Origin of the sequence: Massilia jejuensis (assembly GCF_042656795.1) — a bacterium.
GTDB lineage: Bacteria > Pseudomonadota > Gammaproteobacteria > Burkholderiales > Burkholderiaceae_D > Telluria > Telluria jejuensis.
The window spans coordinates 327421-343638 of record NZ_JBHSMS010000023.1; the positions used below are offsets into that span (position 1 = coordinate 327421).

A 16218-nucleotide genomic window follows, 5' to 3' on the forward strand; every position below is an offset into this window, starting at 1 on the left:
GCTTGCACGTTTAGAACCACCGCTCCACGGATTCGCGGTGTAATGCCGGGATGACAAACACCGCCTACCCCCATCTCCTCGCCCCGCTCGATCTCGGTTTCACGACGCTGAAAAACCGCGTGATCATGGGCTCGATGCACACCGGGCTCGAAGACCGTTTCTATCACTACGGCAAACTGGCCGCCTTTTATCGCGAACGCGCGGCCGGCGGCGTCGGGCTGATCGTCACCGGCGGCATTTCTCCGAACCGCCAGGGCTGGCTGCTGCCGCTGGGCGGCACCATGAATTGGATCGGCGACGTCTTGAACCACCGGCGCGTCACGCGCGCCGTGCACGCGGAGGGCGGCAAGATCCTGATGCAGATCCTGCACGCGGGCCGCTACGGCTATCAACCCTTCGTCGTCTCGGCCAGCGCCGTCAAATCGCCCATTTCGCCCTTCACGCCGCGCGCGCTCACCGAACGCGGCATCGCCGCGACCATCCGCGCCTACGCGCGCTGCGCCAGGCTGGCGAAACTGGCCGGCTACGACGGCGTCGAGGTGATGGGCAGCGAGGGTTACCTGCTGAACCAGTTCCTGTGCGCGCGCGTCAATCGCCGCCTCGACCGCTGGGGCGGCCCGATCGAAAACCGCATGCGCCTGGCGCTCGAGGTCGTGCGCGGCATCCGGCAAGCCGTCGGCCCCGACTTCATCCTGATGTACCGCCATTCGGTGCTGGACCTGGTCGAAGGCGGCAATACCTGGGAAGAAGTGGTGGCGGTGGCGCGCGCCCTGGAAGCGGCCGGCGTGACCATCCTGAACACGGGCTACGGCTGGCACGAGGCGCGGGTGCCGACGATCGTCACCTCGGTCCCGCGCGCCGCCTTTGCCAGCGTCGCCGGACGCCTGCGCCGCGAAGTGAACATTCCCGTGGTCGCCTCGAACCGCATCAACATGCCGATGCAGGCCGAGGAAGTGCTCGCGCGCGGCGACGCCGACATGGTATCGATGGCGCGTCCCTTCCTGGCCGACGCCGCCTTCGTCGCGAAAGCGGCCGCCGGCCGGGTCGACGAGATCAACACCTGCATCGGCTGCAACCAGGCCTGCCTGGACCACACCTTCTCGAACAGGCGCGCCAGCTGCCTGGTCAATCCGCGCGCCTGCCACGAGACCGAGCTCAATTACACGAAAACGGACAAGCCACGCAAGATCGCCGTGGTCGGCGCGGGACCGGCCGGGCTGTCGGCGGCGACCGTGGCGGCCGGGCGCGGGCATGCGGTGACCCTGTTCGACGCCGCGAACGAGGTCGGCGGCCAGTTCAACATCGCCATGCAGGTACCTGGCAAGGAGGAATTCAGGGAGACCGTGCGCTATTTCGCGCGCCAGCTGGAAACGACCGGCGTGCGGGTAGAACTGAACCGCCGCGTGACGCGCGCCGAATTGCTGGCGGCATGTTTCGATGACGTCATCGTCGCCACCGGGGTGCGCATGCGCATGCCGGCCATTCCCGGCATCGATCATCCGAAGGTGTTGTCGTATTTGCAGGTCTTGCGCGACAAGGCGCCGGTCGGCAGGCGGGTGGCGATCATCGGCGCCGGCGGCATCGGCTTCGATACCGGCGAATTCCTGCTGCACGACCCGTCTCACCCCCTGCCGCAGCCGATCGCGGCCTGGGCCGGGGAGTGGGGCGTCGACCTGGAGGCGACGGTCGAAGGCGGCCTGGTCAAGCCGGTGCCGGCCCGTCCGTATCGCCAGCTGTACCTGTTGCAGCGCAAGAGCACGCGCCCGGGCGCGGGCCTGGGCAAGACCTCGGGCTGGGTGCACCGCGCGGCGCTCGCGCGCGGCGGCGTGCAGATGCTGGCGGGGGTGCGGTATGACCGCATCGACGATGCGGGCTTGCATATCACGGTGGGGGGCGAGCAGCGGCTGCTCGCAGTGGACAACGTGGTGATCTGCGCGGGGCAGGAGAGCCTGGACGAGCTGACGGCGGGCGAGGCGTCATCGGCGACCGCGTTCCACAAGATCGGCGGGGCGGCGCTGGCGGCGGAGCTCGATGCGAAGCGGGCGATCCGGGAAGGGGCGGCACTGGCAGCGCGCTTGTAGCCGGCGCGCGCCGTCGTCCGGGCGCCGTCGCTTACTTCTTGCGCACCACCACGCACCCGATCGAATACCCCGCGCCGAACGAGCAGATCACGCCATGCGCGCCCTGCGGCAAATCGTCCTGGTTCAGGTGAAACGCGATGATCGAGCCGGCCGACGAGGTATTGGCATAGGTATCGAGGATCACCGGCGCCTCCTTCGGCTCGGCATCGCGCCCGAGCAGGGTACGCGCGATCAGCAGGTTCATGTTCAGGTTTGCCTGGTGCAGCCAGTAGCGCGACACCTGCGCAATCTCCAGGCCGGCCGCCTGCACCGTGTCGCGGATCATCTCGGCGGCCATCGGGCACACTTCCTTGAACACCTTGCGGCCCTGCTGGCGGAACAGCTTGTCGGCCTTGCCGACGCCGTTTTCATCGAAACGGTTCAGGAAGCCGAAGTTGTTGCGGATATTGTTCGAAAATTTCGTCTTCAGCTTCGATTCGAGGATCTCGAACTGGTGTTCGCTCACGGCCGTATCGGCCGCTTCGACGACGATGGCGGTGCAGGCGTCGCCGAAAATGAAATGGCTGTCGCGGTCGCGGAAGTTCAGGTGGCCGCTGGTGATTTCCGGATTCAGCACCAGCACCGCGCGCGCCTGGCCGGTCTGCACGGCCGCCATCGCGGTCTGGATGCCGAAGGTGGCCGACGAGCAGGCCACGTTCATGTCGAAACCGAAGCCCTCGATGCCGAGCGCTTCCTGCACTTCGACCGCCATCGCCGGGTAGGCGCGCTGCATGTTCGAGGCGGCAACCAGCACCATGTCGATGTCGGCGGCCACGCGTCCGGCGCGCCGCAAGGCGTCGTTCGCGGCGGCCACGCACATCTCCGCTTGCAGCGACAGTTCGTCGTCGCCGCGCTCGGCGATGCGCGAGCTCATGCGGCTCGGGTCGAGGATGCCTTCCTTTTCCATCACATAGCGCGACTTGATGCCCGAGGCTTTTTCGATGAAGCCGCTGCTCGAGGGTTCCAGTGCCGTGACCGTGCCTTCGGCGATGGCCGCCGCGTTGTCCGCGTTGTGCAGCGCGACATAGGCATTGAAGGCCGTCACCAGCTCGTCGTTCGAGATGGAATACGGGGGCGTAAACAGGCCGGTGCCGCTAATGACGACTGGTTTCATGGTGGGACTTTCAAAGGAGATAACGGGAGCTTCCCGTGTGAATGACGGCGATTCTACACAATCAACCAGCGCCTGGGAATTGTCGGGAAGATCATCGGGAGCCCTGGTTCTGCTTGCCAGAATTCACACTTATTTTTGGTCGAGCACGTCGTTCGGTGCCTGGCGGCGCGCCAGCGTGGTGCCGGTCGGCCGCTTCGACAACTGCATCGGCTGGCCCTTCAGGTGCTTGAGCGCCTGCGCCAGCTGGAAGTCGGCGGCGCTGCCGTAGGCCAGCGGCCGGCGCTCGCGCGCCGCCTCCAGCAGGGCCATCTGTTCTTCGATATCGTCCGGACGCGTCGTGGTTTCGGCGCCGCCGTCGCCCGACAGGTGGTGGTCGAGGTCGGCTTCGCGCAGGCGCAGCGCGTTCAGGCCGTCGTTTTCGGCATTCTCGTCGACGGCGAAATCGGGCACGATCCCGCGCGCCTGGATCGAGCGCCCGTTCGGCGTGAAATAGCGCGCCGTCGTCAGTTTCACGGCGGCGTCGCGCCCGATCGGGCGGATCGTCTGTACCGAGCCCTTGCCAAAGGTCGGCGTGCCGACGATGGCCGCGCGCTTGTGGTCTTGCAAGGCGCCGGCGACGATCTCGGAAGCCGATGCCGAGCCGGTGTTGACCAGCACTACCAGCGGCAGCTGTTTGAAGGCGGCCGGCACGACCGTCAGCGGATCGCGTCCGCTGCGCAGCATGTAGTGTTCGGGGCGGCCATAGAAACGCTGGCGCGATTCGAGCAGCTGGCCATTGGTGGAAACGATTTCCGCGCCTGCCGGCAGGAAGGCGGCGGCCACGCCGATCGCGCCTTGCAGCAGGCCGCCCGGATCGTTGCGCAGGTCGAGCACCAGGCCTTTCAGCCGCGGCTCCCTGCGCGCCAGCTCGGCCAGTTTGTCGGCCATGTCGTCGAGCGTCGGTTCCTGGAACTGGGCAATACGCAGCCAGCCGTAGCCGGGCTCGACGATCCTGGCCTTGACGCTTTTCTGCACGATTTCCTGGCGTTCCACCGTCAATACCAGCGGCTGGGGCACGTTCTGGCGCGCGATGGTGAGCGTGACGCGGCTGCCGGGCGTGCCGCGCATGCGCTTGACCGCTTCTTCCAGGCCCAGGCCGCGCACGTCGGCGCCGTTGATGCGGGTGATCAGGTCGCCCGCCTGGATGCCGGCGCGTTCGGCCGGCGAGTCTTCCATGGGCGTGACGATTTCGACATAGCCGTCGTCGCTCTCGCCGATCTCGATGCCCAGTCCCACGAACTTGCCCTCGGTGCCTTCGCGCAGTTCGCGAAAGGCGGCCGGGTCGAGGTAGGCCGAGTGCGGATCGAGCGAGTCGACCATGCCGGAAATGGCGTCGGTAAGCAGCTTGCCGCCTTCGACCGGCTCGACGTAATCGGAGCGGATCACTTCCACCACCCTTGCCAGCTGCTGCAACTGGTCGAGCGGCATGCTCGGTTCGACCGGTTTATAGGCCAGTGCGGAAAATTGCATCGTGGCGGCGGCGCCGGCGGCGAGGCCGACCGCAAGCAAGCCGGCATGTTTGAGAGTGGAGCCCATAGGTGTTGACGGTGGCAAATAAAAGGCACTGGCACGCATGAGATAGCGCGCCTCCAGTATAAACCCGAATCGCGTCCGGTCCGGTTGGCGCCCGCGCAAACCGGCGCCAGGCGCCGTTCGCAGCGCCCGCAGTTGGCACGCAGATGTAAAGGGGCTTGCGTTTGCGGTAAGGAATTGTAAGACTGGGGGCGCGGGGGCGGCGGCGCTCGCATAGTCGGTTTTTCTCTCTCCACCCACAAGGTGGTTTTCGCCCACGGCCTCGCTGTCGTGGGTTTTTTTTGCCTTTTCAGGCCAGTCCCTCGACTGCGCGTACATCGCACAGCGCCCGTCAATACAGGCAGCGCGCCCAGGCGCCGGCGCCGCGCCGCAGCATCGTTTTTGCCACATTGCCTCTCGACGGATGGGGCCGGATCGTGCATTCTTGCGGGATGATCCGGGCCGCGCGCGCCGAGCGACGCCGTGTAACGACAACTGTGGCCGCGCGCCGGATCAGCGACACAATCCTGTTGACGCACAGGGGTAGGGCCAGCCTGCCCGGTGCGCATTTTTGATCGGCATACGAGGACTTCCCTTGAAACCTACGCTTCTGAGCACCCTGATCCTGTCCGTACTGGCCACCTTCGCGCATGCGGGCGAGGCCACCCAGTCCACCGCCGCGCCGAAGGCGGCCGTCGCCGCGGCGGCGCCCGGCGCCCCGATTTCCGGCATCGACATCCAGTACATCGACAGCTCGGTGCGCCCGCAGGACGACTTCTTCACTTACCTAAACGGCAAGTGGCTCAAGACGGCCGAGATCCCGGCCGACAAGTCGAGCTGGGGCACCTTCCTCAAGCTGCGCGACGACACCCAGCCGCAACTGCTGGGCATCATCGAGGCGGCCCAGAAGGACCCCAGCAAGAAGGCCGGCACCGACGTCCAGAAGATCGGCGACCTGTACGCCAGCTTCATGAACGAAGCGCGCGTCGAGCGCCTCGGCACCAGGCCCCTGGCCGGCGAACTGCAGCGCATCCGCAGCCTGAAGGACAAGAAGGGCTTGCCCGACCTGATCGCCCACCTGTCGAAAATCGGCGTCGCCACTCCCTACGGCCTGCGTGTCGGCCAGGACGCGCGCGCCTCGACCCGGTACGCGACCTACGTCGGCCAGGGCGGCCTGGGCATGCCTGACCGCGATTATTACCTGAAGCTCGACGACAAGCGCATGCTCGAGGCCCGTACCAGGTACGAGGCGCACGTCGCCACCGTGCTGGGCCTGGCCGGCGAGAAGAACGCCGCCGCGCAGGCAAAGGCGATCGTCGACTTCGAGACCGCACTGGCCAGGGTGCAGTGGACCAAGGTCGAGAACCGCGACCCGGTGAAGCGCTACAACAAGATGAGCGTGAGCGAACTGGCCGCGCTGACCCCGGGTTACGACTGGAACGCGGCCCTGGCCGCGGCCGGCGTGGGCAACAAGCTCGACTACATCATCGTCGCCCAGCCAAGCTACCTGACCGGTTTCAACAAGGCCGTCGCCGACACCGACCTTGCCACCTTGAAATCGTATTTCGAGTGGCACCTGCTGCGCGAATATTCGCCTTACCTGTCGAAGGCCTTCGTCGACGCCAACTTCGCCTTCTACGGCACGGCGCTGACCGGCACCACCGAAAACCGTCCGCGCTGGAAGATCGGCGTGTCCACCGTCGAAGGCGCGCTGGGCGAAGCCCTGGGCCGCCAGTACGTCGCCAAATACTTCCCGGCCGAGCGCAAGGCGCGCATGGAAGAACTGGTGAAAAACGTCACCGCCGCCTACGCCCAGAGCATCGACACGCTCGACTGGATGACCCCGGCGACGAAGAAGGAAGCGCAGGCGAAACTGGCCAAGTTCACCCCGAAGGTGGGCTACCCGAACAAGTGGCGCGATTACTCGAAGCTGACCATTCGCGCCGACGACCTGGTGGGCAACGTGAAACGCGCGGCCGAGTTCGGCTACAACCGCAACATCACGAAACTGGGCAAGCCGATCGACCGCGAAGAGTGGGGCATGACGCCGCAGACGGTCAACGCCTACTACAGCAGTTCGATGAACGAGATCGTGTTCCCGGCCTCGATCCTGCAGCCGCCGTTCTTCGACATGCGCGCCGACGACGCGGTCAACTATGGCGCCATCGGCGCCGTGATCGGCCACGAAATCGGCCACGGCTTCGACGACAAGGGCAGCCAGTCCGACGGCGACGGCAACCTGCGCGACTGGTGGACCAAGGAAGACCGCGCCGCCTTCCAGGCGCGTGCCGACATGCTGGTCAAGCAGTACAGCGCGTACAGCCCGATCCCGGGCTACCACGTCAACGGCGAACTGACGCTGGGCGAAAACATCGGCGACAATTCCGGTCTGGCCATCGCCTACAAGGCCTACAAGATTTCGCTCAAGGGCCAGCCGGCGCCGGTGATCGACGGCTTGACCGGCGACCAGCGCTTCTTCATGGGCTTCGGCCAGGTGTGGCGTTCGAAGATGCGCGAAGCGCAGCAGATCGTGCAAGTGAAGACCGATCCGCACTCGCCGGGCCAGTTCCGCGCCAATGGCACCGTGATGAACCACCCGGCCTTCTACGAAGCGTTCGGCGTGAAGGAAGGCGACAAAATGTATTTGGCGCCGAAAGATCGCGTCACGATCTGGTAAAGTCCTCGATCGGCAGGGCATGGGCGGCGTCATGCGGCATGTAGGCATGACCCGCACAGGCCCGGCCGGGACGGCCTGGCCCTTACCAACACCACGACAAGAAGAGAGACTATGAAACAACATCTGCTGAGCGCATTGACGCTGGGGCTGGTCGCCAGCGTCGCCCACGCCGAAACCGCGGCGGGCGGCGCCGCCGCCAAGAGCACCAAGGTTGCGGTCCTGTCGTCCGGCATCGCCACCGAATACATCGAGCCGAGCGTGCGTCCCCAGGACGACTTCTTCCAATACCTGAACGGCAAATGGCTGAAGGACACCGAGATCCCGGCCGACAAGGCGAGCTGGGGTTCGTTCATGCAGCTGCGCGAAAACACCTTGCCGCGCCTGCGCGGCATCATCGAACAAGCCGCCGCGAGCAACCCGGCCGCCGGCACCGACGCCCAGCGCATCGGCGATTTCTGGGCCAGCTTCATGGACGAGGCGCGCCTGGAAACGCTGGGCGCGACGCCCCTGAAAGGCGAGCTCGATCGCATCGCCGCGCTGAAGGACAAGTCCGAACTGCCGGCACTGCTGGCGCGCCTGGGCAAGATCGGTGTCGGCGTGCCCTTCGACTTCGCCATCCACCAGGACAACAAGGATTCGACCAAGTACGTGGCCGACATCATGCAGGGCGGCCTGGGCATGCCCGACCGCGACTACTACCTGAAGACCGACGACGCCAAGCTGGCCGCGACCAAGGCCAAGTACGCGCAGCACGCCGAGAAAATGCTGGCCATGGCCGGCGACAAGAACGCCGCCGCCAATGCCAGGGCCGTCGTCGACTTCGAAACCGAGATCGCGAAAATCCAGTGGACCAAGGTCGAATTGCGCGACCCGGTCAAGGCCTATAACAAGGTCAACCTGGCCGACATGGACAAGCTCGCGCCGGGCTACGACTGGAAGAGCTGGATGGATGCCACCGGCCTGTCGGGCAAGGCGACTTACGTCATCGTCAGCCAGCCGACCTACCTGAAGGCCTTCGTCGACGTGTCGAACAAAACCTCGCTCGATACCTGGAAGGCTTACCTGGCGCTGCATCTGATCGAATCCTACGGCAGCTTCCTGTCGAAGAATTTCGTCGACGAGCGCTTCGACTTCTACGGCAGGACCCTGTCGGGCGTGACCGCCATCGAGCCGCGCTGGAAGCGCGGCGTGGGCGCGGTCGAGCGCGCGCAGGGCGAGTCGCTGGGCAAGCTCTACGTGGCCGAATACTTCCCGCCGGAGCACAAGGCGCGCATGGAAAAGCTGGTGCAAAACCTGCTGGCGGCCTACAAGCAGAGCATCGACAAGCTCGACTGGATGAGCGCGGCGACCAAGAAGGAAGCGCAGGCAAAGCTGGCCAAGTTCACGCCGAAGATCGGCTACCCGAACAAGTGGAAGGATTATTCGGCCCTGGTCGTCAAGCGCGACGACCTGGTCGGCAACGTGATGCGTTCGCGCGTGGTCGAGGCGGACCGCGAGATCAACAAGCTGGGCAAGCCGATCGACCGCGAGGAATGGGGCATGACGCCGCAGACGATCAACGCCTACTACAATCCGGAAATGAACGAGATCGTGTTCCCGGCCGCGATCCTGCAGCCGCCGTTCTTCGACGCCGGCGCCGACGATGCGGTCAACTACGGCGGCATCGGCGCCGTGATCGGCCACGAGATCAGCCACGGCTTCGACGACCAGGGCGCCCAGTACGACGGCGACGGCAACCTGCGCGACTGGTGGACGGCCGCCGACCACAAGAACTTCAAGGCCAAGGCCATGCAGCTGGTCAAGCAGTACAACGCCTACAGTCCGCTGCCGGGCTATACCGTCAACGGCGAGCTGACGCTCGGCGAAAACATCGCCGACAATTCGGGCCTGGCCATTGCCGCGAAAGCCTACAAGATCTCGCTCAAGGGGAAAAAGGCGCCGGTCATCGACGGCTTGAGCGGCGAGCAGCGCCTGTACATGGGCTGGACCCAGGTCTGGCGCGAGAAAATGCGCGAGCCGGCCCGCATCGCCCAGGTCAAGACCGACCCGCACTCGCCAGGCCAGTTCCGCGCCAACGGCACCCTGATGAACCAGCCGGGCTTCTACGAAACCTTCAAGGTCAAGCAGGGCGACAAGATGTACCTGGCGCCGAAAGAGCGCGTCATCATCTGGTAAGCGCCCCATCGTGCTTGCAGAAACACCGCGCGGCTTCCGGCCGCGCGGTGTTTTTTTTGGGGAAGGCGTGTTTGGCGGGCCGCAGCCATCTTCGGTTGGGTCAGTCAGGTAAGCGCAAGCCGGTGCTCATACCGGGCGTTATCACAACGCGTCCAGACATGGCATCCCGGCTTCATGCATCCGGCTTGATCGTGATCGCGGGGGAAAGACCGGCGCAAGCTAAATATGCCCGCTTGAACAAAAAAAACCCCAACGGCCTTGTGGCGGTTGGGGTTGGATGACGAGGCGTTTGCTTAGCGCGGAACGATCGCAAATTGCGGGCTGCTACCGTAGTTCGGCTTGATGGGCCGGGCGGCGAATATCGCCCATGCAGCAGCGGCGTTCGGCAAACTGGCGTCAGCGGCATACGCCAGGGCAGGCTGCATGTTTGCCGGGTAGCCCGCGACGCTGGTCGCGTAGCCGGTCATTTCGCCTATCTTCTTGTTCAGGTAAGCGGCCATTTCGGGACTGTTGCAGGCCAGGGCGCGGAATTCGGGCGCCTGGCTTGCCGCGGCGGCCTGTTCCATCGTCGTATAGAGCGGACTGGTGCCGGAGTCGCGGATGTTGAACGAATACAGCGCGGCATTGATCCAGCACATCGATGGATCGGTCATCCGCAGCACGGGTGCCTTGGCTTTCCAGCTCAGCAAGCTCCTGGCACCGCTGAAACCGAGCTCGGCTGCATGGCCGATTGCCGCGGTAAAGAAGTCGTCCTGCCATGGGGCGATACCACGCGATCCGTTATAGATCACGGCAGAGCCGCCATCGATGACGCCGAAGATATTGGCGGCGGCATTGTTCGTATAGGTGGTGTTGTACCAATTGAGGTTGCTGTTGAGGATGCGCGTGAAATGCTCTTTCAGGCGGTCGGCGTCGGGGGTGATATAAGCCGCCTCGGCCAGCGTGCGCATGCTCCAGGCCTGGCCGCGCACCTGGCCGCGGTAGAGCAAGCCCTGGATATTCTTGCGGTAGCCCGGGTTCGACTCGAACACGTTGTACATGCCCCAGAATTGCAGCTCTTCCAGATAATAGTAATCGCCGGTGACCAGGTAAGGCAGGTAGGCGAACCCTGGCTGGTGCGCAGTGTCATGGGTATGCGGCGAGCTGCAGCTAGCGCCGACGGCGCATTTCGGGAATGCCTCGTACAGCTTGGTCACCGGGTTTTTCGTATCGGTGTAATTCCCGAGAATCGTCATGTACGGGTAATCGATCAGGCTTACCGGACGATCCGTGTTCTTGTCGCGGAAGTGCGAAGTCCAGCTGCCGGCCAGGTCGGCGGTGCCGAGTGTGACTTCCTTGGCGCGCCGATCCATCGACAGCAGATAGGCCGCCGCCCAGCCAGGCAGCAGGCCCAGGTCATTGCGGCCGCCCGTGCCCGGCATGTAGGCGGTGGCCAGGCCCACGCCCATCGGTTCGATGGCCGTGCCGGTCCATTTGGCCTTCAGTCCGGTGAGGGCCGTCTCCGTCACGACCACGCTCTGGTCGTAGTTCGGCAGCGCGCGGCTTGCGACCAGGTAGGCGGTGTTGTGCTTGACATAGGCCTGGTCGGCGTTGCCGCCCCACCAGAACAGCTTGCGCCAGCGGCTGTGGTTCAAGTGATTCAGGGCGGGCTTCGCATACACGACGGCGCCGTGCACCATGACCTCGGCATCGTAGGTGATATTCTGCGGATTGGGCTCATAGGCCCAGGCGTTTTCGATCGTGACGTCGACGCGGGCTTTCTTGATCGCGTCGTACCAGCGGATCGCGAAGCGCGCCGTCAGGTGCGGATGCGCCACGCCGTCGGCCGTCTTCAAGGGGGCCGAGACCAGCCACTCGTTGGCGACCGCGCCCGACAGCCAGGTCTGGTAGGTGCCACCGGTCTTGATGATGTCGTCGGCCGAGACGTCGTAGCGCACGCCGTTGATGGTCGCGTGCACCGAGGCGCTGAAACCGTTGCTCAGGAGCGTGTTCGGGCTCAGGCCGGCGGCATGCGGGGCATTCGACTTCAACAGCGCCATGGTGCGCACTTCGTTCGCGCCCATGTCTGGAATCATGCCCGACACAACGGCGTGGCGCACCGAACCGTCCGGGTGGGTAGCCTTGACGTCGAGCTGGAGCGGGATCATGGCACCGCTGTCGAATCGGCCGACCAGCGACTCGGTCGGCATCATGTGGCCGACGGCAAATACCTGGCCGAAGGTCACCGGCAGGTTCGGCTGGGCCAACGCAGAGGTATTCTGGATACGCACGTCGGTCACCACGCCGAACACGCTGTACGAGGTAGTCGTTGTCATGGTGGCGTCCGCGGGCGCGGCAATGGCGGTCGACACCGCAGCCGTTCCCCTCGGAACCGCCGCAGCGGGAGTGGCCAGGCCCGCGTGAGCCGGCATGGCAGCGGCAGGCATGGCGACCGGAGCCGAAGCGGAGACCGAGGCCGATGCGGAGACCGGGGCCGATGCGGAGACCGGTAGCACCGATGGACTCGTTGTCGCGGACGGCGCCGCGTTGATGGATGGACTGGCACCGCCGCCGCCGCCGCAGGCCACGAGTGTGGTACCGAACGCCGCGATTGCGGCGATTCGCATTGCTTGATGTTGGAGAGGGAGAGTCATGGCAAAGTCTTTAAGGGTTGCTGTGGAGAACAGAGTATTGCCCCACAGAATTCTTAAAGCTTACGCCAAAGCAAATTTTATCAACAGAAAAATCAAAGTTGCCGTACGGAATCTACTCCAAATACAACATAACATTGTCGATTTTTTTACGAATATTATTCGTTTATAACCGAATATTTCTTTTTTATATTGTTATTTTCGTGCGTTCGTATAAAAAAACCGCCCCGAAGGGCGGTCCAGCTAAATTCCTTGCCGTATCTGTTTAACGCGAAGAAGCCACCATGTAGTCGACCGCGGCCTTGACATCGGCATCCGCTGCGGTCGAACCGCCTTTCGGCGGCATGACGCCAGACTTGCCCTGGTAGCCCTTGATGGCATGTTCATACAGCACCGCATTGCCCTGGGCGATGCGCGGGCTCCAGTTGGCCTTGTCGCCCAGCTTCGGAGCACCGGCAATCCCGGCCCCGTGGCAAGCCAGGCAGGCGCTGCTATAGAGCGCCTTGCCGACTTCGGCACTCGCAGTGGCTGGGGCTGCTGCTGGCGCGGGCGCCGCTGGTGCCGTGGGCGCGGCGGGTGCCGCGGCCGGCGCCACGCTTGCCGCAGGCGCGGCAGTGGCCGTGTTGGCGCTCGCCGGTGCGGCGGCGTCGGTGCCGGCTGCCGGGGCGGCTGCCGGAGCCGGCACGGCCGGCTCCTTGAACTTGGCGCCGCTCTGGTTGGCCAGGTAGACGACGGCGCGTTCGACTTCGACATTGTCCAGGTCAGGATTGCCGCCCTTGGCCGGCATTGCGCGGATGCCTTCGATGGCATGTTTCACGAGCGTATCGTAACCCTGCGCCAGGCGCGCGGTCCAGTCGCCGGCGACACCAATTTTGGGAGCGCCGGCGGCGCCGCTGGTATGGCAGGCGGCACACACGGCGGTGTAGACGGCGCTGCCGCTCTGCAGCACTTTTGGCGCATTGGCGTCACGCAAGACAAAACCTTCTTCCGCCACCGGGCGCAGACGCTGTGCGACCGCTTCCGGACCGAGGCTATCGGTGCCGGCACCGTCGAGCTTGTCATTGGTGACAAAGGAGACAAGCAGGATGATGCCGATAACGATTACCAGGAAGAAGCCTGCGACCACCCCGATCAGCTGCTTGGGTGTCCGGACAAACGATTGTTCACTGTGTGCGTCGCTCATGATTTCCTTAATACGATTAAAAAAACCTGCTACCTGGCGTGGATTCTTCCAGCATGACTTTTTGCAAATGCCGCCAATCGGCGATTATAGTCTCAAAAGATGCCCTATAGCACAGCGCTCGTTTGCAACTTCTACTTTCCATGGACGGGGAACGCGAAAGAATGTATCCTTCGCATCGCTCAGGCGTTTCCTCGCGAGACGACCCGGCGCGTTTTCCCCGTGCGGCTGTAGCTCAGTGGATAGAGTATTGGCCTCCGAAGCCAAGGGTCGCTGGTTCGATCCCAGCCAGCCGCACCATTTCCCCTAAGGAAATCAATGAGTTACCGGATCGTCGGTGGACGGCTTGCACCTAAGCGACACTGAATTATACCGACTCGTTGCTCTCAAACTACTCTCAACCTTGAGTGCCCATTTCCTGACCAGTTGTCGTGCTTGAAAGCATGTCGTATTGACGCTTGTACCATGAGTCGGCAAAGGCTTGCATCTCAGCGTTGCTGAATGCCTCTGCTGCGGCCTCAAAGCATGTGAGAAGCGCAGTTGCGGCAAGGCGAAGCGTTGGCACCAAGTCAGCAAACTGGGGCTTGAAGATGAGCTTTTGCCCACCACCCTCAATGGGTTCAATGTGTCGCTTCATGGATTCGATGGTTGGGTGCGCAGCATCGCCTGACAGTGATTTGAATCGCCACATGGGCACTACTGGGCTACTCTACGGCAGTCACCAACTCTCATAAAAAAATTCTTTACATGTTGATTTGACGAAGCAAGACTGGTGGTAATTGTGTTTTTGACCAGTCACGTGGCTTGCGTAGCTGTCGCGCTGCATACATGCACAACGGCTGACTCAGGAATAGTGAACGGGCTTGAACTGGACAAGCGGCAAGCCAATTTTTTACCATTTCTTGCGCTGTGGCAGGCAAGAATTGCGGCGGTAATCGTTTGATTGCCATATGGTCACGAAACGCTTGACTTTCCAGAGCGCCTTGTGCCTGACGCAATCGGCGTTTGACGTAACCAATAACGTTTTTATAGTTTAAATCTAAAATACCGTCAACGTCCCAAGTTGCGTCAGCTACAGCAACTACGCTACCACGTGTCCATTGATTTTTCGAAGGATCTAGTCGGAACGTTAAAGCTCCGCCAAGTAACGGATCGGTTCGATACAACCCGAGCGGGAGACGGAAGCCAGCGTTTCGAACTTCTTCCATGCTTTTAGCTTTCAAGGCATACAAGTTCCCGTGAATACCACCTTTGTTAAGCATACATTCCTTCAAATAGTTGGACGACCTCCCACTACTAGGAACTCCGCTTGCGGCCATGGCATTGTGCATTTCCGTTAAGCGACTATCAATCGCTGCCAGGGCATTAGATTTCACACGTACATAGCCGTCAATAAAAAAAGCAATGGTTTTTGTATCCCAAATTCGGTGGACGTACTCATTCCAAGTATGTGCCTTATCCCCTGCAGAGATAGCCCATATGCGCAGAGCGCAGCTGTCAATTGGTATCGTTGGAGCTAATTTAGCAAAGTCGTTCGCAAGCGCCTCATTCCCATTGATCAAAACGTCAATCGTTGCACGTCGCCCGTTGCAAGCAATAATCGCCGCGCGCACGGATTTTCCTAACACTGATGGCTCTTCACGCGCTGAAAAGATTGCGATGGCCCAGCTTGGGTTTTCAGTAAACATTTAGCTTCCCGAATATTTGATACTAACTTACGGTTTATTATCGACCAAAGCTAGCGCTATTAACTTTTAGCTTTTGTTAGTAGGACCGCTCGTTTTCTCTCGGACTATTGATAAACCCTTACATTCTCTGCGTTGAACTGAAGGAATTTAAGCTATTGATTGGCAGTTGCGGTCGCTATCGATTGCTGGACGTTAGTGCTATGCATGACTGCAGCGTCCTTTAAGTTTATGAATTTCTTGAGTAGGAAGAAGCTATACGATGCAAACATACTAACTGCGAGCATTTCTCCGCCATCTTCGATCACACCGAAAATCGGGCTAAATATTGGACTGTTCATAAACACGGCATGTACCATATCAACGCCGACACCAAAAAATACCAATAAACTTAAAAGTAGTAGCAAATTATGATAAATCTTTCTTATTGGGGCGCACCCTAAGTAATAAGCTAACATTAGTGATGGCAGGATTATCAGCCCAGCCGTCATCGTAACGGCGAGTTCGCCTAGATCTTGCCTACGCAGCCCAAAAGGCGGTGAAAAGGCGATTCCTGAAGCAATCACAGAACCTAGTCTCTCATGTAATTGAAATGAATCGTCTAACAAAAAATACGAGAATAAAAGCATCCAAGGGAAAAAAGACCAAATCTTTTGCTTGATGCAAAGGTAAAAGAATACGAATATGATACCTATAAACTTGAGGTGCTGATATGCCTCAGCGTATCCGTTATCCATTTCAATGTTAAACAGAGAATTTGCGAAATAGGGAGTTACTTTTTGAAGGAAGTCGATATCAAGGTAATGATATATTACGGCATACTCGCTATCCATTCCAATATTAGATATGGAATTTGCAAGGTACTGAGTCAGCTTATGAAAAACATGAATAATCATGAAGGCTAGATCACCCAGCAATAATAAAATAATTAGAATCTTTGTTGTGCTCCACGCATGGATTTGTTTCAAGTTCTCTGCCATTTTATTTTATAAATTTCTGGTTGATAGTATTAATTTATTTGGCAACGACATTCTTTTGAGAAAACACTATATTTTTCCCCATAATCTTCAATAATACATTGTTGCT

General features: G+C 61.4%; 11 protein-coding genes and 1 tRNA gene. 5 read left to right on the plus strand and 7 right to left on the minus strand.

What is annotated here, in order from left to right:
• Nucleotides 1-50 precede the first annotated feature (50 nt).
• A complete protein-coding gene (locus ACFPOU_RS07185) occupies nucleotides 51-2081 on the plus strand; it encodes an oxidoreductase (RefSeq protein ID WP_379718770.1) in 2031 nt (676 codons plus the stop codon).
• Between the two features lie 31 nt (nucleotides 2082-2112).
• Here ACFPOU_RS07185 and ACFPOU_RS07190 read toward each other — a convergent pair whose 3' ends face one another.
• Nucleotides 2113-3234, minus strand: coding sequence for a beta-ketoacyl-ACP synthase III (locus ACFPOU_RS07190; RefSeq protein WP_379718773.1), 1122 nt, complete (start codon nucleotides 3232-3234; stop codon nucleotides 2113-2115).
• A 129-nt stretch (nucleotides 3235-3363) separates the two neighbouring features.
• On the minus strand, nucleotides 3364-4809 hold the full coding sequence (locus ACFPOU_RS07195) for a S41 family peptidase (RefSeq protein ID WP_379718776.1): 1446 nt from the start codon (nucleotides 4807-4809) through the stop codon (nucleotides 3364-3366).
• Nucleotides 4810-5380: 571 nt separating this feature from the next.
• Between ACFPOU_RS07195 and ACFPOU_RS07200 the strand changes: the two genes are divergently transcribed.
• On the plus strand, nucleotides 5381-7462 hold the full coding sequence (locus ACFPOU_RS07200) for a M13 family metallopeptidase (RefSeq protein ID WP_379718779.1): 2082 nt from the start codon (nucleotides 5381-5383) through the stop codon (nucleotides 7460-7462).
• Nucleotides 7463-7573: 111 nt separating this feature from the next.
• On the plus strand, nucleotides 7574-9637 hold the full coding sequence (locus tag ACFPOU_RS07205; protein ID WP_379718782.1) for a M13 family metallopeptidase: 2064 nt from the start codon (nucleotides 7574-7576) through the stop codon (nucleotides 9635-9637).
• A gap of 293 nt (nucleotides 9638-9930) precedes the next feature.
• Here the strand turns inward: ACFPOU_RS07205 and ACFPOU_RS07210 are convergent, their stop codons facing one another.
• On the minus strand, nucleotides 9931-11952 hold the full coding sequence (locus tag ACFPOU_RS07210) for an RIFT barrel domain-containing protein (RefSeq protein ID WP_379718785.1): 2022 nt from the start codon (nucleotides 11950-11952) through the stop codon (nucleotides 9931-9933).
• A gap of 94 nt (nucleotides 11953-12046) precedes the next feature.
• Here ACFPOU_RS07210 and ACFPOU_RS07215 point away from each other — a divergent pair, with 94 nt between their 5' ends.
• The gene (locus ACFPOU_RS07215; protein ID WP_379718788.1) at nucleotides 12047-12250 is read left to right on the plus strand and encodes a hypothetical protein; all 204 of its coding nucleotides are present in this window, start codon (nucleotides 12047-12049) and stop codon (nucleotides 12248-12250) included.
• 282 nt (nucleotides 12251-12532) lie between these two features.
• Here the strand turns inward: ACFPOU_RS07215 and ACFPOU_RS07220 are convergent, their stop codons facing one another.
• Entirely contained in the window at nucleotides 12533-13450 is a 918-nt protein-coding gene (locus ACFPOU_RS07220) for a c-type cytochrome (protein ID WP_379718791.1), read from the minus strand.
• 221 nt (nucleotides 13451-13671) lie between these two features.
• Between ACFPOU_RS07220 and ACFPOU_RS07225 the strand changes: the two genes are divergently transcribed.
• Nucleotides 13672-13747 (plus strand) — tRNA-Arg (locus ACFPOU_RS07225).
• Nucleotides 13748-13844: 97 nt separating this feature from the next.
• Here ACFPOU_RS07225 and ACFPOU_RS07230 read toward each other — a convergent pair.
• From ACFPOU_RS07230 to ACFPOU_RS07240, 3 genes are all read right to left on the minus strand, one after another.
• Nucleotides 13845-14138, minus strand: coding sequence for a hypothetical protein (locus ACFPOU_RS07230; RefSeq protein ID WP_379718794.1), 294 nt, complete (start codon nucleotides 14136-14138; stop codon nucleotides 13845-13847).
• Between the two features lie 52 nt (nucleotides 14139-14190).
• The gene (locus ACFPOU_RS07235; RefSeq protein WP_379718797.1) at nucleotides 14191-15135 is read right to left on the minus strand and encodes a hypothetical protein; all 945 of its coding nucleotides are present in this window, start codon (nucleotides 15133-15135) and stop codon (nucleotides 14191-14193) included.
• A gap of 152 nt (nucleotides 15136-15287) precedes the next feature.
• Nucleotides 15288-16112 carry a hypothetical protein gene (locus ACFPOU_RS07240; protein ID WP_379718800.1) on the minus strand — a complete coding sequence of 275 codons (825 nt, stop codon included), beginning with the start codon at nucleotides 16110-16112 and terminating at the stop codon, nucleotides 15288-15290.
• Nucleotides 16113-16218: the final 106 nt, after the last annotated feature.